Source organism: Mesorhizobium kamtschaticum, from assembly GCF_056174585.1.
This window is the reverse complement of record NZ_CM149691.1, coordinates 3,392,863-3,410,342: the sequence shown is the minus strand read 5'-3', so window position 1 is coordinate 3,410,342 and position 17,480 is coordinate 3,392,863. Positions and strand designations below refer to the sequence as shown.

Sequence of the window (17,480 nt, the reverse complement as noted above, 5' to 3'; positions counted from 1 at the left end):
GCTCACGCGCAGACCCGCCTCTGAAACCGCGCCTGGTGGTAGCTGCAGTAGCTTTTCAGCGCCCTTGTGCGCATGCCGCAGCACAGCATGTCGGCGCCGGGCCGGCCGCCTGGCGCGTCGTTTTCCGGATCCTCTTCCAGCGTCAGGTCCAGCGGCGCGCGGCAGCGGGAAAACAGGCAGTCGATGAAGCGCATCGCCACCCCATGCGGCTGGCGGCCGATCGGTCCGCGCGGCGGCGCCGGCACCTTGAAACGATAGGCCTCGCCATCGGCGATCAGCACGCCCACTTCGCGCACGAACAGGCGCGGCGGCAGCCAGGCCGGCGAAGAATCGTGCCTGGGCCGGGCCTTGTTCTTGCGCAGGACCGTGCCCTCGGCGGCATGGACGCCGGCGCGCTTTTCCACAGCCGCCTTGCCGTTCGCCTTGCCCTTTGCGGCTGCAGGCTTGCGCATTGCCCGCTCCCCGGCGGCTTGCCTGGCGACCGGCGGCATTCCCCGGCCATTGGCAAAGCCGATCGCACCCAGCATGGCGTTGCGGTGGACGATGCCGATGATGGCGTTGCGCGAGACCGGGCTGCCGCGCAGCGCGCTGAACGCCACGGCGATCCTCGAGGCCGAAAGCCCGTCCTTCAGCCAGCGGGCGATCTCTTGCAATTCGGCGTCGCTGTAGCTTGCCATGTCCAGGCTCCATTCAAGGGCCCGCCTTCGGCAGCACGCGAGAGCGCGCCGTCGGCCAGGCGTCAGGGTTCGGGCCCGGTCCGGGCCACGGTCAGGGTGTTCGGTGCGAAAGCCGGCTCGCGGCCGGATCAGCCGGAGCGGATCGAATGCCCGGCGCCGAAGCGCGCCAGCCGCGCCTCGGCCGTCTTCCTGTCGGGAGCGGAAACCGCCCTGCCCGTCATCGGCTCGAACTGGATGACGGTGCCGTCCTGCGTGCGGATGCAGGAACGCGCGTAGGGACCGGCAGCGTGCCGATCGAATTGGGGGCCGGAGCCGCGGGGAGCGGCGGCTCCGGCCGTTCCGGCCGCCGGTGACGGGCGGGCCGGACCCGAGGCATCAAAGCGCTCGGGCTTCGCCCCGGCCGGGGAGGAGGAAGGCCGGGGCGGAAGGGAATGCGTGGCAACCTCGGTCGCCGGATGGGCCTCACGGGAGGCCGGCGCTTCGGCGCCATGAAAGCTGGACAGGTTCTGCATGGCCAGATATAAGCATAACTCAAAAATATATGCAAGCCATTCTTTCATAGACGAGAGCCACTTTCATCGCTCACATGGGCGCCATGGCCAAAACGGAACTGTCGATCAAGGTCGGGGCGGCGATCCGCCAGGCGCGCAAGCAACGCGGCCTGGTCATGCGCCACATTGCCGAGCACAACGACACCGATGTTGCCGCCGTCGGCAATTGGGAAACGGGCCGCAATCTGCCCAAGACCGAGAACCTGCTGAAGACCGCCGCCTTCCTGCGCGTCGACCCGGTCGCGCTGGGCCAAGGGCAGGTCGTCTTCCTCGACGATGCCGGCCCGGTGGCCGACGCCGAGATCGTCACCGATGCCGGCCCCCTGCCCGCCGGCTCAATGGATATCGAGGTGCTGGGCGCCGCGGTCGGCGGCGATGACGGCGACTTCACCTTCAACGGCGAGCCCGCCGGCTACGTCCAGCGCCCGCCGGGCGTGCGCAACCTGCCAAAGGTGTTCGCGCTGCATGTGCTCTCGGATTCCATGGTGCCGCGCTACGAACCCGGCGACCTCATCTATTGCGGCGGCCGCGACGCGGTGCCCGGCGACCATGTGGTGATCGAGACGTTTCCGGAAGAAAACGAAAAGAACGGCAAGGCCTTCGTCAAGAAACTGGTCAAGCGCACGGCGGGCGAGCTGGTGGTCGAGCAGTACAATCCGCCGAAAACGCTGACCTTCAACCGCTACGCCATCAAGCATGTCTGGCGGGTTATACCGCTGAAGGAATTGCTGGGGTATTGAGGATGAACAACGCCGATACCAAGGCTGCGTACGCAGTTGCGATCGATCGCTGGTTGCGGGAAGCTGTTGCGCCGACAATTCAAGCCTTGGAAGGCGGCTCTGAGTATGTGACGACTCTTGAGGAAGTCCGTCGACGATTGCACGATCACATTGATGCACTGACAGGCAAGCGTTCACGCTAGCACAGAGGTACGGGTCGCTTTTCGCACCCCGGATGGTTCTGCACCGTAGCAACGTTCCGACGCCACGGCATGGATCCTAGGTGTTTGATCCCTGGCTTTAATGGTGTGATATTTTCTTCCGAATGGAAGGAGGCACTATGGGACAGGTTCTACACGGCCGGGCCACGACGACAGAGGCAACCCGTCGAGCAATACAAAATAGTCAAGAGAGCCTGAAGAAGCTCGCCAAGCGCTATGGCATCGATCCGAAGACGGTCGCGAAGTGGCGGCACCGAACCTCGACCGCCGATCTGCCGACCGGTCCCAGAGAGCCGCGCTCGACAGTGCTGTCGCTCGAAGAGGAAGCCGCCATCGTCGCCTTTCGCAAACATACGTTGCTGCCGCTCGATGATTGTCTATATGCCCTTCAGCCGACGATCCCACACCTGACGCGCTCGTCATTGCATCGCTGCCTTCAACGCCACGGCATTTCGAGACTGCCGGAGGTGGACGCCGACAAGCCGGCCAAGAAGAAGTTCGAGGCTTATCCGATCGGCTATTTCCACATTGATATCGCCGAGGTGCAGACCGCCGAGGGCAAGCTACGTCTCTTCGTTGCCATAGATCGAACGTCCAAGTTCGCTTATGCGCAATTGCACGAGACAGCGGGTAAGATGCTGATGGTCCAGTTCCTTCAGGATCTGATTGCGGCCGTGCCCTATGCCATCCACACCATTCTAACCGACAACGGCATCCAGTTCACCAATCGGACCTGCGATCAGCACGCCCCTCAGCACGTCTTCGACGACATTTGCGACAAGCATGGCATCAAGCACCGGCTCACAAAGATCAACCATCCTTGGACCAATGGCCAGGTCGAGCGGATGAACCGAACCATCAAGGAGGCGACCGTCAAGCGCTTCCACTATGACGACCACGATCAACTGCGTCGGCACCTCGCCGACTTCATCACGGCCTACAACTTCGCGCGCAGGCTCAAGACCCTCAAAGGCCTCACGCCCTATGAGTTCATCTGCAAAATCTGGGAAAAAGAGCCAAAACGGTTCCGGCTCGATCCAACCCATCAAATGCCGGGACTAAACACCTAGGGTCTTCGCGACGCCGCTGCGCGGCTGCTTCGCCCTAGGATGACGAAGTCATCGTAGCCGATGGATAATCGCCGAGGCGGACGGCAATCGCAACTTCGGAGATTAGCCACTAGCCTCTCTCGCTTCGTCATCCTAGGGCGAAGCAAGGAGCGCAGCGACGCGGCGCAGACCCTAGGTGTTTAGTCCTGGCGTTTGATGGGTTGGGTCGAGTCGGAAGCGTTTGGGCTCTTTTTTCCAGATTTTGCAGATGAACTCATAAGGTGTGAGCCCTTTGAGGGTCTTGAGCCTGCGGGCGAAGTTATAGGCTGTTAGGAAGTCGGCGAGGTGCCGGCGCAGTTGATCGTGATCGTCATAGTGGAAGCGCGTGACGGTGGCCTCCTTGATGGTGCGGTTCATCCGCTCGACCTGGCCGTTTGTCCAGGGGTGATTGATCTTGGTAAGCCGGTGCTCGATGCCATGATCGGCGCAAACGTCGTCGAAGACATGCTGGGGGGCATGGCGGTCGCAACTGCGATTGGTGAACTGGATGCCGTTGTCGGTCAAAATGGTATGGATGACATAGGGCACGGCTGCGATCAGATCCCGAAGGAACTGGACCATCGTGATCTTTTCGGCGGTCGCATGCAGCTGGGCATAGGCGAACTTGGACGTCCGGTCGACGGCAACGAACAGACGCAACTTGCCCTCGGCGGTCTGCACCTCGGCGATATCGATATGGAAATAGCCGATCGGATAGGCCTTGAACTTCTTCTTGCTCGGCTTGTCGGCGCCCGTCTGCGGTAACCGCGAAATGCCATGGCGCTGAAGGCAGCGATGCAATGACGAGCGCGTCAGGTGTGGGATCGTCGGCTGAAGGGCATATAGACAATCATCGAGCGGCAGCAACGTATGTTTGCGAAAGGCGACGATGGCGGCTTCCTCTTCGAGCGACAGCACTGTCGAGCGCGGCTCTCTGGGACCGGTCGGCAGATCGGCGGTCGAGGTTCGGTGCCGCCACTTCGCGACCGTCTTCGGATCGATGCCATAGCGCTTGGCGAGCTTCTTCAGGCTCTCTTGACTATTTTGTATTGCTCGACGGGTTGCCTCTGTCGTCGTGGCCCGGCCGTGTAGAACCTGTCCCATAGTGCCTCCTTCCATTCGGAAGAAAATATCACACCATTAAAGCCAGGGATCAAACACCTAGGATCCATGCCGCGACCTAGACGAAGGTCACCGCGAAGCAGAACAATTCACGCCAGCCAGCGCTGTCGGACGATCACCCCCCTCAAGCCCGCCTCGACCCCTCCACCAACACCTCCCGCTCGCTCAGCATCTGCGCCTCGCTGCGCACGCGCTGGCGCTCATCGACAAACGCCGCCTGGATCGACACCGCCGTGCCCGGCAGCCCATCGGCGCGGCAGGCCGAGCAGACGATGCGCCCCGACAATGCCGCCAGCGGCGTGTTGCCGTTCACGCCGAACCGCTTCAGCTGATCGGGCCGCCACCATCTGTTGCGGCCGCAATCGGCGCACTCGACCGAGATCGAGGCGACCTGCGCGATTACTGCTTCCCTGCCCGGCAATACCATCGCCCCTCCTCGCCTTTTGTTCGTGATTTGTTCTTATATTCCTGCGTTTCGAGCCAGGAGTCGAGTCGCCGTTTAACACTTTCCCAAAAGTTTCTCTTCTACCTATGTTTGAGTTATGCTTATATAAACTCGCAAATATGAGTCGGCGGGGAATTCGCCGCATCAGACCCGGGAGCAGTGATGGATGCCGCCGATTTCGCCCGCGCCTGCGGTTACACCGGCGACAGCCCTGCTTTGCTCGAAGCCTTCGAGGCGATCCGCCGCAGCGGCATCGCGCAGGCCCGCCACGACCATTTCAGGCGCAAGGCCGTCATCGACGCGTTGAAGCAGTCGGAGCTGCTGTTCCTGGCCGCGATCGGCCCGGCGCTATCGGCGGGCGAGGCCATCGAGGATACCGCCCGTTTCATCGCCTGCTGGCGCAACATGCCGCGCTGGCGCCAGGAGAGGCGCCTGCCCGACCTCGTCAGGGCGAGGCAACAACGGCTTGTAGCGCGCTTCTTCCGCCGCTACGGCCACCGCCTGTGGGCGCGCGAAGCGGCCTGAGGCGCTTCGCATCTTGATCACCCGACTGGCTGGCACCGCACCGGCCCTGATTCCGTCGGATTGCTGCGCTGATTGGTGCTTCGAAAACCAGGGAAGGACCACCATGAAACGCCTTGTTCTCGTAGCCCTGTGGATCATGGCGCTGGCCTTGTCCGCTCACGCCGCCGGCGACAGCACGACCGGGCTTGCCGACACCACCGTGCTGATCGTGCGCCATGGCGAAAAGCCTGACAGCGGCCCCGGCCTGTCGCCCGCCGGCGAAGCCCGCGCGCAAGCCTATGTCGCCTATTTCCAGCCCTTCATGCTCGACGGCACGCCGTTCCGGCCCGACATGCTGGTGGCCAGTGCCGATTCCAAGAACAGCGCGCGCGAACGACTGACGTTGACGCCGCTCAGCCAGGCTTTGAAACTGCCGATCGACCAGCGCTTCGCCGACCACGAAGTCCAGAACCTCGTCGCCGCGCTGTCGACTGAAAGCCACGGCAAGTCGATCCTGATCGCCTGGCATCACGGCCAGCTGGGCAAGCTCATCAAGGCCTTCGGCGCCGACCCCAAGGCACTGTTGCCGAACGGCAGATGGCCTGACGATGTCTTCAACTGGGTGGTGGTGCTGCGCTTCGACCATACCGGGCAGCTGGTGCCGGATTCGGCGCGGGTGATTGAGGAGAAGTTGGCGGGGTGAGGCGCCAGTCACATAGCGTCGGAGCGTGACAGACTCTGTTCGCCTGCTGGCGCGAGGCACCCCCCTCTGTCCTGCCGGACATCTCCCCCTCAAGGGGGGAGATTGGATGTCGCCATCGCTTTCGCCAATCAACAATGTTGGAAGATGGGCGGAACGTCAAAGCTGCCGATCTCCCCCCTTGAGGGGGAGATGTCCGGCAGGACAGAGGGGGTAAGCGCAGACCTCTCGCCCCTCACCGTCTCACCCTTGACTTCAGCCACCTGTCAAACGCCACCGCCAGGATCAGGATCAGCCCGATCACGATGCTCTGCGTGTAGGACGACACATTGTTGAACTGCAGCCCGTTCTGCAGCACGCCGATCAGCGCCGCCCCCACCACCGTGCCGCCGACCGAACCGATGCCGCCGAACAGCGAGGTGCCGCCGATGACCACGGCCGAAATCACCGTCAACTCGTAGCCGATGCCGGCGACCGCTTCGGAAGAATTCAGCCGCGCCGACAGCACGAAGGCGGCGAGGCCGGCGAAGAAGCCGACGATGACATAGACCGAGACCAGGATGCGGTCGACGCGCAGGCCCGACAGCCGTGCCGCCTCGGCATTGCCGCCGACGGCATAGACGGCGCGGCCATAGCGCGTGTAGCGCAGCACGATGTGGCACAGGATCGCGGCAATGGCGAAGATGATTGCCGGCACCGGCACCGGGCCGATCAGGCCGGTGCCGAACCAGCGCATCGAGGCGTCGAAGCCCGAGATCGGGCCGCCATTGGAAATGGTCAGCGTCAGCCCGCGAAACACCGTCAGCCCGCCCAGCGTGACGACGAAGGGCGGTACTTTCAGCCTGGTGATGGCAAGCCCCTGCACGCCGCCGGCGGCAGCGCCGACAATGACGGCGGCAAGCAGTGCGGCGAACCAACCGAACCCTTGTGTGCCTGAGGTCGACAGCGACAGCGTGTTGGCGGTGCCGCCCTTGGCGACGACGGCGGCGACCATGCCGCAGAAAGCGAGCAGCGAGCCGACGGACAGGTCGATGCCGGCGGTGAGGATGACGAAGGTCATGCCAAGCGCGATCAGCCCGGTGATCGAGATTTGCCGCGTGATGTTGAACAAATTGATCGGGTCCATGAAGCTCGGCTTCAGCACGGTGAAGACGACGATCAGCGCCGCCAGGAACAGCAGCGGCCCGAAGCTCATCAACAGCCGGGCGAAATTGATGCCACCACGCTCGCTCTGTTCCGTCACGCTCATCGTGCCTCCTTTTCTTTCGTCATCCTAGGGCGGAGCAGTCGCGAAGCGGCTGCATAGACCCTAGGATCCATGCCGTGAAACCTACCGTCGAACGCAGCGGTGCAGAATTCCGCACCCTTGCAACACGTTGAAGTAACGGAATGGATCCTAGGGTCTCCGCCGCGTCGCTTCGCTCCTTGCTTCGCCCTAGGATGACGAACTCCAAGGGCGGTTACGCCAATCTCCAAAGTCGGCACCTCCTTCGACTCGTCAAATCCCGCTCGCATGCCCGTTCGTTTCCCGCCTGTCGAGCGCCATCAGTTCCATCAATCTTTCCTCGTTTGCCTCGACGCCCGGCATCTCGCCGGTGATGCGGCCCCGCCGCATGGTGACGATGCGGTCCGACACCGCCAGCACTTCGGGCAGTTCGGACGAGATCATCATCACCGCTATGCCGCGCGCTGCAAGCTGCACCAGGATCTGGTGCACCTCCGCCTTGGCGCCGACATCGACGCCGCGCGTCGGCTCGTCGACGATCAGCACCTTGGGATCGCGCGCCAGCCAGCGCGCCAGGATCACCTTCTGCTGGTTGCCGCCCGACAGGCCTTCGATCGCCTGCTCGGCCGAGGCCATGCGGATCGACAGCATTTTTCGGAAACCCGACAGCGCATCGCGCTCGCGCCGCTCGGCCATGAAGCCAAAACCGTTGCTGAAGCGGCCGAGCGAGGCGACGGAGAAATTCGGCAGGATGCCGAGCGCGGCAAAGATCGCCTGGTGCTTGCGGTCCTCCGGCACCAGGCCGATACCGAGCGCGATCGCATCCGCCGGCGATGCGGGCGCGATGGGATTGCCGTCGAGCGTGATGGTGCCCGCCGCGATCCGGTCGGCGCCGAAAATAGCGCGCGCCAGTTCGGTGCGGCCGGAGCCGACGAGGCCGGCAACGCCGAGGATTTCACCGGCCTTGAGGTCGATGTCGACGCCATCGAGCACGATGGCATGCGGCGCCTCGGGGTCGCGCACGGTGCGCAAGCCGCGCACCGACAGCACGACATCGCCGGCGACGGCGCGCTGCGCTGGTCGCGCATAGAGTTCGGAGGCGGCACGACCGACCATCTTCTCGATGATCCGCGGCAACTGGATCGGCCCGCCCTGGCGGTCGAGATGCCCGGCCAGCCGGCCGTCGCGCAGCACGGTCATGCGGTCGCAGATGGCGGACGCCTCCTCCAGCCGGTGGGTGACGAACATGATGGCGACCTTGTCCTGGCGCAGCCGGTCCATGATCGACAGCAGCCGCTGCACCTCGGTCTCGGTCAGCGCCGAGGTCGGCTCGTCCATGATGATCAGCCGGCTCTTCAGCGACAGGGCGCGGGCAATCTCGACCAGCTGCTGTTCGGCCACCGACAGCGCCGACACCGGCGTCATCGGATCGATGGAAAGGCCGACGCGGGCGATGATGTCTCGCGATGACGCCTCCATTCGCCGCCAGTTGACCAGACCAAGCGGGCCAGTCGGAGCGCGGCCGATGAAAATGTTCTCGGCAACCGTCAACGTCGGGATCAGGCTGAGTTCCTGGTAGATGGTGACGATGCCAAGCCGCTTGGCATCCTGCGGGCTGGATGGCGCGTATTCGGCGCCGTCGAAAATGATGCGCCCACTGGAAGGCGGCATGACGCCCGAGAGAATTTTCAGCAGCGTCGATTTGCCGGCGCCGTTTTCGCCGAGCAGGCCGAGGATTTCGCCGGGGCGGATGTCGAGCGAGACATCGCTGAGCGCGGTGACGCCGGAAAACTGCTTGGTGACGCCCTCGACGGCGAGCAGAGCGGCTTCAGCTGGCAAGGGTTGCTCCCGGATTATGGTTCATGCTGGCTCCGTCAGCGCGCGAACACCCCCCTCTGTCCTGCCGGACATCTCCCCCTCAAGGGGGGAGATTGGCCATGTCACCGGTGGCGCTTTTCCTCGAATTGGCGAAAGCAGAAAACCCAGCCGATCTCCCCACTTGAGGGGGAGATGCCCGGCAGGGCAGAGGGGGGCGATGCCCCGCCTGCCTTGCCAATCGGCCGATCCCCACCGGCCCCCTACTTCGTCTCGCTCAGCCTCTCCGCCTTATCGAGATTGTCCTTGCCGATGACGATCGGCGTCAACAGCACCAGCTTTTCCTTCGGCTCGGTCTTGTTCTTGGCGTAGGCGACCGCGATCTGCACGGCGGTGCGCGACTGCTGGCCGGGGAACTGTTCGACCGTGCCGGCGAGCTTGCCGTCGCGGACCGCAACCAGCGCTTCGGGCAACGCGTCGAAGCCGTAGATCTTGACGTCGGTGAAGTTGCGCGCGGCGCACGCCTCGAGCGCGCCGAGCGCCATGTCGTCATTGGCGCAGATGATGGCGTCCGGCTTGCCGTTGGCGGCGAGGCCGGCTTCCGTCACCGACAGCGCCTCGGCGCGGGCAAAGTTGGCGGTTTGCTCGAAGATGATCTGGTACTTGTCCTTCAGCGGATCGAGCACATTGTGCACGCCCTTGTTGCGGTCGATCGCCGGACCGGCGCCTGGCTGGCCCTGCAGATGGAACAGCTTGGCGCCGTTGGGGAACGCCGCCACCATGGCCTGCGCCTCGGCTTCGCCGCCCTTGACATTGTCGGCGCCGACATGGGCCAGGATGCCCTCGACACCGTCGACGCGGCGGTCGATCGTCACCACCGGAACGCCGGCCTTGACCGCTTCCTCGATGGCGGGCGCCAGCGCGTTGACGTCGAGCGGCGAGATGACGATGGCGTTGACCTTCTGCACCAGCGCCGCCTCGATGTCGGCGGTCTGCTTGGTGGCCGAGTTCTGGCCGTCGCTTTCGGTCAAATTGACGCCTTGCGCGGCGGCTTCCGCCTTGATCTCGTTCAGCATGTGCACGAAGAACGGAAAGCCGAGATTGGGCACCGAGCCCAGTATGGTCAGCTTGTCCTCGGCGAACGCCGAAGGCGCGGCCAGCATCATCGCGCCCGCGGCCACGGACGTCATCAGGAATTCGCGTCTGTTCATGGTTGATCCTCCTCCACAGAGACGCATAATTCCCAAGACCGGGATCGGTCTTCGGAAGGGATCATGCGTCGGTTCAAAGTGTTGGAGCATCCTCCTTGCACAAGACAGCGCATGCCGCTCCAGCTGATTGCCGTTGCAAAAACTGCCTCCCATCGGCATCAGCAAATGGATGCTAACCCAGGGTCAACCATTTGTGCAACATCGATATAACAGTGTTTAGCGGCCAATTATCGGAATTGTCGGAATTTTGGATGCGGGGGCTTCCTGCCCTGCATGACAAACGCGACGCTCCGCCGATCTGGCCGGCTTATTGGCTCTGGCTGACTTTCACATTCTGGTTGAAAGGTAACTTGTCAGTGTGTATAAATACACATGAATGGCGCCGACATTATCCGCCTGTTGCAAGCTGATGGTTGGTTCGAGGTTGCCGAAAGGGCAGCCATGCACATTCAAGCACCGCGATAAGCAAGGGCGGGTCACTGTTCCTCATCCCAAGCGCGATATCCCAATAGGCACTCTACGCAGCATCGAAAAGCAATCTGGACTGAAACTGAGGTGACGGACATGAAGCAGTATATCGGACTTATCCATAAGGATGCCGGCAGCGACTTCGGTGTGTCTTTCCCTGATTTCCCAGGCGTGATTACCGCCGGAAAGGATCTGGATGACGCCCGGTCCATGGCCGAAGAGGCGCTCACCCTCCACATCGAAGGGCTGGTCGAGGATGGCGAAGCTATTCCGGAGCCTTCCAGTCTGGAGGCTGTGATGGCAGTCGCCGATAATCGTGACGGTGTCGCAATCCTGGTCGCGGCCAGGACCGAGGCCAGGAAGGCGGTGCGTATCAACGTGACGTTGCCGGACGACGTTCTGCGACGGATCGATGCCTTTGCCGAAGCCCACGGCTATACGCGATCGGGGTTTCTCGCGAAGGCGGCTGAGAAAGCGATGGAGCTTGAAGCGGCCTGATGCATGGGGGCGACATGCACGACAAACAAGGGCTGAACTTTCGAAGCCCATGAGCTGGAGAAACCATGAAGCCGCGCATCATCTGCCATATGCTCGCCTCGCTCGACGGCAGCCTTCATCCGAGCCGCTACACCGCCAGCCCGGATGGGACCACGGCCGAGTGGTCAGGCCTCTATGAACGGATCCACGGAGATCTCGAAGGCGATGGCTGGATCGTCGGCCGCGTCACCATGGCCGAGATGAGCAAGGCAACCGCGCACCCGCCGATGCATGCCGGCAAGGTCGAGCGGCCGCACCATTTCGCCCAACGCGACGCGGGCAGCTTTGCCGTCGCGCTCGATGCCTCGGGCAAGCTCCACTTTGCCAAGCCGGATGTCGGCGGCGACCATGTCGTGGTGCTGCTTGGGTGTGACGTTGACGACAGCCATCTGGCCGAGCTCGCCGCCGACGGCGTGTCCTACATCGTGTCGGAGACGGCCGAGATCGATCTCGCCGCCATGCTCGATGTGCTCGGGCATGAACTCGGCATCAGCCGGCTGTTGCTCGAAGGCGGCGCCGGCATCAACGGCTCCTTCTTCGCGGCCGGCCTTGTCGACGAACTCAGCCTGCTCGTCGCCCCCGCGCTCGATGCGCGGGCGGCAAACCAGGGCTTTGTCGAGTTCGGCGAAAGCGGCCTCGCCGGCAAGATGCAACTGTCGCTGACAAGCAGCGAAACCCTTGCACACGGGCTGATCCACTTGCGCTACGCTGTCACGTCTGGCTGACGCGGCTCCCTCGTGATGTGGACAAAAGACCCTTTCTTCGGGCCTTGGTCACGCCTGCCAATTCGCTATTGAGAACACGGCCCAGCTTCCATAGACGCAGTTCGTTCTTCAGACGGGTGTTCAACGCGATTGCACCTGCGCGAGTAGCGCCTCCACCATAGGGAGCATGTTTCTAACGATGATCGCATCACCCGCTGAATTTGGGTGGTCGTTGTCCGCTTGCAGCAACTCCGGATGCCCAGTCACGCCATCCTTGAAGTCGGCGTAGAGCAAGTCTCCATGCTTGATCGCTAGCTCGGAGAACATCTTTGAAAACGGCTCGGCATAGTCAACCCCGCAATGTTGATAGGCCGCGGTTCCAACCACAAGCACGGGAACGCGCTTCTGGGCGAGGATACCCAGGAGCTGGTCGAGGTTCGCTCGCGTGTGATCCAGGTCGAAGAGAGAGCAATCGTTCTGACCCAATTCAACGATGACAACGTGGTTTGCAGGGCTCGCCTGCAGGTCAAGGCCGTCCTTGGATTCCGCCAGCCAAGCGAGACCCCGTTTGCTGTCGTTTCTGTACCCCACCTCGACAATTGTCACTGGGTGCCCGGCAGCGTTCAGCGCCGACTTGAGCGTGGCCGCAAATGCGTCAGCCGGAGCTACTCACGATCGCATCGGCGAAGGAAGGTGGCCGCGCCGTGCTGAATGGGATGGCCGCCAACCCGGTCATCCCGGATTAGCGGCCAACCCATCAATCGCCATAGTGCATGGCGTCGAGATCGGCGATCAGCTTCGGCCGGTCGGTGCCAGCCCAGCCTTGCCTGGGTCAGCGCGCTCGAAGCCGGCAGGTCCATGGGGGCGAACATCGCCATCCAGCCGAAATGCTCCGCTGCCTTTTCCGGCGCGATGGAAACGACCGGCAATTTCAGGCCCCGGCCGAGCGCCTCGGCGATGGCGCGCACTTCGACGCCTTCCTCGCCGACCGCGTGATAGCGCGCGCCCGGCTGGCGCTTTTCCACGGCGAGCCGGTAAAGCCGCGCCACGTCGAGAAGATGGCCCGCGGAGAAACGATTGCGGCCTTCGCCGACATAGGCCGAGACGCCTTTTTCACGCGCGATTTCGATGAGCGGCGAGATCAGCCCCTGCTTGACCGGATTGTGGACCTGCGGCAGGCGCATCACCGAGACATTGACGCCGGCCTCCAGCAAGGCATTGCCGGCGAGTTCCGAGGCGATGCGGGGATTGGGATGGCTGGCGTTGAAGATGTCCTCGACCGCCGGCTGGCCATGTCCGGGGCTGCCCATGCCGACACCCGAGGTGATCACCAGTGGGCGGTCGGATCCGGCCAGCGCCGCGCCGAGGGCGGCGATGACGCGCTTGTCCTTTTCGCAGTTCTCGGCAAAGCGCGAGAAATCATGGTCGAAGGCGGTGTGGATCACGGCGTCCGCCTTGGCCGCGCCGTCGCGCAGACCCTCGGGCTCTTCAAGCGTCCCGCGATGCACCTCGGCGCCCGCGGCGGTCAGCGCCTCGGCGCCGGCATCGGAGCGGGTGACGCCGACCACCTGATGGCCGGCCTGGATGAGTTCGGGAACGATGGCCGAGCCGATGAAACCGGTCGCGCCGGTGAGAAAGATACGCATGCAAAATCTCCTGACAGTTGCCTGCGTAATATCGACGGTCTATTATTCCATTAAAGTAGTGACCTTATCATGGTATAATCTTTAACAGGATGGCTAACAGGATGCCCACCAGTTCCCCCGGCACGCTCGCTGCCTTCCTGAAAGACCGGCGCACCCGGCTCGATCCCTCGTCGTTCGGCTTTTCCGGCCGCCGGCGCACGCCGGGGCTGCGCCGCGAAGAGGTCGCCCAGCGCGCCAACATCAGCCCGACCTGGTACACATGGCTGGAACAGGGCCGTGGCGGCGCGCCTTCGGCCGATGTGCTGAACCGCATCGCCAAGGGGCTTCTTCTGACCGAGGCGGAACGCGAACATCTTTTCATGCTCGGGCTCGGGCGCCCGCCCGAGGTCCGCTACCGGGGCGACGAAGGCGTCAGCCCCCGGCTGCAGCGCCTCATCGACACGCTCGATGCCAGCCCCGCTCTGATCAAGACCGCGACCTGGGACGTCGTTGCCTGGAACCGCGCCGCCGAGATCGTGCTGACCGACTATGGCACCATCCCCGCCGGCCGGCGCAACGTCCTGCGCTTCATGTTCCTCACGCCCCACATCCGCGCCAAACAGCACGATTGGGAAAACCTCGCCCGTTTCGTGGTCGGCGCCTTCCGGGCCGATGCGGCGCGTGCCGGCGCGGTCTCCGAGGTCACCCAGCTGGTGGACGAACTCTGCAGCGGCAGCGCCGAATTCGCCAAGTTGTGGCAGGAGAACGACGTGCTCGCCCATGGCGACGGAACAAAGCGCCTGAAGCACCCGGAACTGGGTGACATCGAGCTGGAATACTCGTCCTTCGCGGTCGACGGCCGGCCGGATTTGAACCTGACCGTCTACAACCCGATCGACAGCAAGGTCGCCGACCGCATCCGCGCGTTGGCCGGGCGTCCTCCTGCACTTTGAAGGCTGCAAGTTTGCCGCCTAACCTACTGCCTTGGAAAGGAAAACCCGCGTCTGCTCGACGACGCGATCCTGGAATTGCGTGTCGCGGGCAAGTGTCGAGCCGAGCATTGGCTCACCGACCTCGTCGTAATAAATTCCTGTCGCGCCTGACGGATTGAGTAAGGCCCCGGTGATGATTCGGGCCGCGCGCTTTGGCGTGCTCCAGTATTTGATGTAAGGCGCGGCCAGCGACAGCACAGGCAGCAGCAGGTAGCGCAGCAACACATTGGCATCGCGTCCGAGTCCGGTCGCCGGAGCGAAGCCCGGTTCGACTGCGTTGAATCGCAGGCGCGGCGTCTCGCGGGCAAATGCCATGGACGAGGCGAGAATGCACAGCTTGGACGTGGCGTAGGCATCTCCGCCCGGTATGCTGGAACCGCCCGGCAGCCACTCCCCGCGCGCGCCGGCCTCCACGGAGATGAAGCGGCCGCCGCGAAAACCGGGGATCCGGGCCGGCCTGCGTTCAGGGTCTTCGACCCCCGAGGCGATGAAGACGACATTGGCGCCGTCGGGAAGATGCGGCACGAGCGCTTCGGTCAGCGCGAACGGACCAAGGTGGTTGGTGGCGAACGCCAGGTCCCAGCCGAGTGCGTTTTGCCGGGCGCCGAGCGGCATGATGCCGGCATTGTTGAGCAGGCCGGCTATGGGCAGATCCAGCGCGACGATCTCCGCCGCTGCCCTGCTCACACTCTCGGGATCGGCCAGGTCGCACAGCACGGACACAGCATGCTGGCCTCGTCCCGCAATGATCTTGCGCACATCGTCGAGCTTGCGCTGGTCGCGGCCAACCAGCACCACCGTGCCATGCCTGGCCAGTTCGAGTGCCGTGAAATGGCCTATGCCCGAGGTCGGGCCGGTGATGACGAAGGCTGGTTGTCCGGTCATCTGCGTATCCTTTATAATTGTCTGTCTAGTCAGTCATTAATTGGCGAAATTTTTTAGGCGACCATGCGCCACATCGCATCGAACGAGTCCGCGCAATGCTTCTCTGCATTGGCTGGATCCCTGATGATGAAATCGACGACAGCGTCAGCGACCCCGGTCATCAACGTGGCGACGAGCGCGATTGGAACATCGCGCATGGGGCCGTCCGCGCGGCTCTGCTCCAACAACTTCGCCACGCCGGCCATGGTCCGGTGCCCGATCTCCCGGCTTTGCGGCGTGATGTCGTCCGATACCGCCAGATGCGCCAGCGTCCGGCGTTTTTGCGGCCAGGATGTCGCCCATTGCAGCGAGTTGAACCAGACACGGCGCATCTGTGTGCGGATGTCGCTTTCCGTTGGAAGTCCGTCGAGCGAAGCAGCGGCCATCTCCGTCTTCAACTCGACGTAGAGTTGATTCAGCAGATCGGCCTTGGTCGCGAAATAGGTGAACAGCGAGCCGTTGGAGACGCCAGCCTCCCTGGCGACGACAGCCGTTGGCGCACTCAAGCCCTGGGATGCGATGACACGGGTGGCCGCTGCCAGTATGGCACTGCGCTTGTCGTCGCTTTTGGGTCTGGCCACGGTTTTCTCCAACTTCCGGTGCTCGATTTATAAAAGAGTGACCAGTCAGTCAAGAGATTTTTACGAACTGCGAAGTGAAGGGCGAATTGGATTACGTGCCAGGCAGGGGAAGATTTGACCGGCTCAGCAGCGCTCGCACACCGCCTTCAGGATCTGCAAGGTCGGACCCCAGCAGAGATTGGCATGCGGGCGGATCGCCGGTTCGGCGAAGTCGCCGAGCGTCAGCGTCAGCAGCGTTCCGCCATCCGCCGGCGACAGCGCGAAGCTGACCAGCGTGTGGTTTTCCGGCGCGTCCGCCAGGCGCGAGGCCGACAGCGTGCTCCAGTGGCTGTAAGCAAAACTCTTCTCGGGCTCGAAGGCGCGGACGGTGCCATGGTTCTCGAACGACATGCCGTGCAGCAGCCCGCGTATCACGATCGCGCCGCCTTCATGGCCCTCAAGGCTGACGGTCAGCTCCTCGTCGGACATCCATTGCGGGATCATCGCGGGCGCCGTCAGCACGCGCCAGACCTTGGCCGGCGCGGCGCCAATAGCAACGGTCTTGACGATCGGCGCGCTGGGATCGGTCATGGCGCGCTTTGGCCTGATGGCTCGGGCGCCAGCACCAGCCCGATCTCCTGCGCCGCCTGCGCGGCGTGACGGCGCACGGTGGCGAGGTCGAGCATGCTGTAGCTGGTCGCCACATAGGGCACGGTGAGCGCTGCGACCGACTGGCCGAACGGCCCGATAACCGGAAAGGCAAGATCGATGACGCCCGGCTGCAAACCGTCGGCGACCTCCTCGTGGCCAGCGGCGCGGATGCGGGCAAGAGCGCGCTCGATATCGGCCTTTTCATCAGGGATACCAGAGGCTTGCAGCCATTGATTGACTCTGTCCTGCGGCTGGAACGCCATCAGCGTGCGGCCGGTCGCGGTAGCAAACAGCGGAAACTCGGCACCGACGCGCACGCGAAAGCCAAACGCCGCCGGGCTCTCCACCTGCGCCAGGATCAGCACCCTTCCGGCATTGTGGACGCCGAGATTGCAGGATTGCTGGACGGCGTCCGACAGCCGCCGCATCGACGGCAGCGCCGCCTGGACGAGGCCGCGCAACGGCTCGTGCCGGTGCGCCAGTTCGAACAGGCGCGGCGACAGGAAGTAGAGCCCGGCCGGGCGATCGCGAAAAATGTAGCCGCGCCGCTCCAGCGCCTGCAGCACGCGGTAGATCTGGTGGATCGAGCGGCCGACCGCCTCGGAAATCTGGCCCTGGTTCAGCCCGTCCTTCTGCTCGGCCAGCAGTTCGATAATGTCGAACGCCTTTTCCAGGGCCGGTACCGAATAATCCGGCGCGTCAGCAATTTTGCCAGCCATGCAAGCTTTCCAGAACCAGAAT

Annotated in this window: 19 protein-coding genes and 4 pseudogenes; 9 read left to right on the top strand and 14 right to left on the bottom strand. The window is 63.5% G+C overall.

Annotation, left to right across the window (positions count from 1 at the left end; genetic code table 11):
- Positions 1 to 2: 2 nt before the first annotated feature.
- Positions 3 to 677, bottom strand: a complete 675-nt coding sequence (locus AC0V7N_RS16715) for a GcrA cell cycle regulator (RefSeq protein WP_475459396.1) — start codon at positions 675 to 677, stop codon at positions 3 to 5.
- Between the two features lie 128 nt (positions 678 to 805).
- Positions 806 to 1,237: a hypothetical protein gene (locus AC0V7N_RS16710; protein WP_475459394.1), complete on the bottom strand. Its 432-nt coding sequence runs from the start codon at positions 1,235 to 1,237 to the stop codon at positions 806 to 808.
- Positions 1,238 to 1,263: 26 nt separating this feature from the next.
- Between AC0V7N_RS16710 and AC0V7N_RS16705 the strand changes: the two genes are divergently transcribed.
- The 3 genes from AC0V7N_RS16705 to AC0V7N_RS16695 all read left to right on the top strand — a co-directional run bounded on the left by AC0V7N_RS16705 (position 1,264) and on the right by AC0V7N_RS16695 (position 3,238).
- Positions 1,264 to 1,968 (top strand): XRE family transcriptional regulator, encoded by a 705-nt coding sequence (locus tag AC0V7N_RS16705; RefSeq protein ID WP_475459391.1) that lies wholly within the window; start codon positions 1,264 to 1,266, stop codon positions 1,966 to 1,968.
- Positions 1,969 to 1,970: 2 nt separating this feature from the next.
- The gene (locus tag AC0V7N_RS16700; RefSeq protein ID WP_475459389.1) at positions 1,971 to 2,150 is read left to right on the top strand and encodes a hypothetical protein; all 180 of its coding nucleotides are present in this window, start codon (positions 1,971 to 1,973) and stop codon (positions 2,148 to 2,150) included.
- Positions 2,151 to 2,287: 137 nt separating this feature from the next.
- Positions 2,288 to 3,238: an IS481 family transposase gene (locus AC0V7N_RS16695; protein ID WP_475458680.1), complete on the top strand. Its 951-nt coding sequence runs from the start codon at positions 2,288 to 2,290 to the stop codon at positions 3,236 to 3,238.
- Positions 3,239 to 3,409: 171 nt separating this feature from the next.
- Here AC0V7N_RS16695 and AC0V7N_RS16690 read toward each other — a convergent pair whose 3' ends face one another.
- Positions 3,410 to 4,360, bottom strand: a complete 951-nt coding sequence (locus AC0V7N_RS16690) for an IS481 family transposase (protein WP_475460078.1) — start codon at positions 4,358 to 4,360, stop codon at positions 3,410 to 3,412.
- Between the two features lie 142 nt (positions 4,361 to 4,502).
- Positions 4,503 to 4,805 carry a hypothetical protein gene (locus AC0V7N_RS16685; protein WP_475459385.1) on the bottom strand — a complete coding sequence of 101 codons (303 nt, stop codon included), beginning with the start codon at positions 4,803 to 4,805 and terminating at the stop codon, positions 4,503 to 4,505.
- A 180-nt stretch (positions 4,806 to 4,985) separates the two neighbouring features.
- Here AC0V7N_RS16685 and AC0V7N_RS16680 point away from each other — a divergent pair, with 180 nt between their 5' ends.
- Positions 4,986 to 5,348, top strand: a complete 363-nt coding sequence (locus tag AC0V7N_RS16680) for a hypothetical protein (protein ID WP_475459383.1) — start codon at positions 4,986 to 4,988, stop codon at positions 5,346 to 5,348.
- Between the two features lie 103 nt (positions 5,349 to 5,451).
- The gene (locus tag AC0V7N_RS16675) at positions 5,452 to 6,030 is read left to right on the top strand and encodes a flagellar basal body-associated protein FliL (protein WP_475459380.1); all 579 of its coding nucleotides are present in this window, start codon (positions 5,452 to 5,454) and stop codon (positions 6,028 to 6,030) included.
- 232 nt (positions 6,031 to 6,262) lie between these two features.
- Here AC0V7N_RS16675 and AC0V7N_RS16670 read toward each other — a convergent pair whose 3' ends face one another.
- The 4 genes and pseudogenes from AC0V7N_RS16670 to AC0V7N_RS16655 all read right to left on the bottom strand — a co-directional run bounded on the left by AC0V7N_RS16670 (position 6,263) and on the right by AC0V7N_RS16655 (position 10,278).
- Entirely contained in the window at positions 6,263 to 7,276 is a 1,014-nt protein-coding gene (locus AC0V7N_RS16670; RefSeq protein WP_027044287.1) for an ABC transporter permease, read from the bottom strand.
- Positions 7,277 to 7,525: 249 nt separating this feature from the next.
- Entirely contained in the window at positions 7,526 to 8,590 is a 1,065-nt protein-coding gene (locus AC0V7N_RS16665; RefSeq protein WP_475460354.1) for a sugar ABC transporter ATP-binding protein, read from the bottom strand.
- 42 nt (positions 8,591 to 8,632) lie between these two features.
- Positions 8,633 to 9,013: pseudogene (locus AC0V7N_RS16660) on the bottom strand (ATP-binding cassette domain-containing protein); the annotation flags it as partial.
- 317 nt (positions 9,014 to 9,330) lie between these two features.
- Complete coding sequence (locus AC0V7N_RS16655) at positions 9,331 to 10,278, bottom strand: substrate-binding domain-containing protein (protein WP_475459377.1); 948 nt, start codon at positions 10,276 to 10,278, stop codon at positions 9,331 to 9,333.
- A gap of 372 nt (positions 10,279 to 10,650) precedes the next feature.
- On the opposite strand from AC0V7N_RS16655, the pseudogene AC0V7N_RS16650 reads away from it, so the two are divergent.
- From AC0V7N_RS16650 to AC0V7N_RS16640, 3 genes and pseudogenes are all read left to right on the top strand, one after another.
- Positions 10,651 to 10,837, top strand: a pseudogene (locus AC0V7N_RS16650) (type II toxin-antitoxin system HicA family toxin).
- Positions 10,838 to 10,842: 5 nt separating this feature from the next.
- On the top strand, positions 10,843 to 11,244 hold the full coding sequence (locus AC0V7N_RS16645) for a type II toxin-antitoxin system HicB family antitoxin (RefSeq protein WP_475459375.1): 402 nt from the start codon (positions 10,843 to 10,845) through the stop codon (positions 11,242 to 11,244).
- A gap of 65 nt (positions 11,245 to 11,309) precedes the next feature.
- Positions 11,310 to 12,008: a RibD family protein gene (locus AC0V7N_RS16640; protein ID WP_475459373.1), complete on the top strand. Its 699-nt coding sequence runs from the start codon at positions 11,310 to 11,312 to the stop codon at positions 12,006 to 12,008.
- Positions 12,009 to 12,128: 120 nt separating this feature from the next.
- Here the strand turns inward: AC0V7N_RS16640 and AC0V7N_RS16635 are convergent.
- Both AC0V7N_RS16635 and AC0V7N_RS16630 read right to left on the bottom strand, forming a co-directional pair.
- Positions 12,129 to 12,623: pseudogene (locus tag AC0V7N_RS16635) on the bottom strand (SGNH/GDSL hydrolase family protein); the annotation flags it as partial.
- A 121-nt stretch (positions 12,624 to 12,744) separates the two neighbouring features.
- Positions 12,745 to 13,633, bottom strand: a pseudogene (locus tag AC0V7N_RS16630) (SDR family oxidoreductase).
- A gap of 89 nt (positions 13,634 to 13,722) precedes the next feature.
- Between AC0V7N_RS16630 and AC0V7N_RS16625 the strand changes: the two are divergent.
- On the top strand, positions 13,723 to 14,565 hold the full coding sequence (locus AC0V7N_RS16625) for a helix-turn-helix transcriptional regulator (protein WP_475459367.1): 843 nt from the start codon (positions 13,723 to 13,725) through the stop codon (positions 14,563 to 14,565).
- A gap of 18 nt (positions 14,566 to 14,583) precedes the next feature.
- Here the strand turns inward: AC0V7N_RS16625 and AC0V7N_RS16620 are convergent, their stop codons facing one another.
- The 4 genes from AC0V7N_RS16620 to AC0V7N_RS16605 form a co-directional block, all read right to left on the bottom strand.
- Positions 14,584 to 15,489 carry an SDR family NAD(P)-dependent oxidoreductase gene (locus AC0V7N_RS16620; protein WP_475459364.1) on the bottom strand — a complete coding sequence of 302 codons (906 nt, stop codon included), beginning with the start codon at positions 15,487 to 15,489 and terminating at the stop codon, positions 14,584 to 14,586.
- Positions 15,490 to 15,542: 53 nt separating this feature from the next.
- A complete protein-coding gene (locus AC0V7N_RS16615; RefSeq protein ID WP_475459361.1) occupies positions 15,543 to 16,109 on the bottom strand; it encodes a TetR/AcrR family transcriptional regulator in 567 nt (188 codons plus the stop codon).
- A 123-nt stretch (positions 16,110 to 16,232) separates the two neighbouring features.
- Positions 16,233 to 16,679: an SRPBCC family protein gene (locus AC0V7N_RS16610; protein ID WP_475459358.1), complete on the bottom strand. Its 447-nt coding sequence runs from the start codon at positions 16,677 to 16,679 to the stop codon at positions 16,233 to 16,235.
- Complete coding sequence (locus AC0V7N_RS16605; RefSeq protein WP_475459355.1) at positions 16,676 to 17,458, bottom strand: IclR family transcriptional regulator; 783 nt, start codon at positions 17,456 to 17,458, stop codon at positions 16,676 to 16,678. Before AC0V7N_RS16605 ends, AC0V7N_RS16610 begins: the two co-directional genes overlap by 4 nt.
- Positions 17,459 to 17,480: the final 22 nt, after the last annotated feature.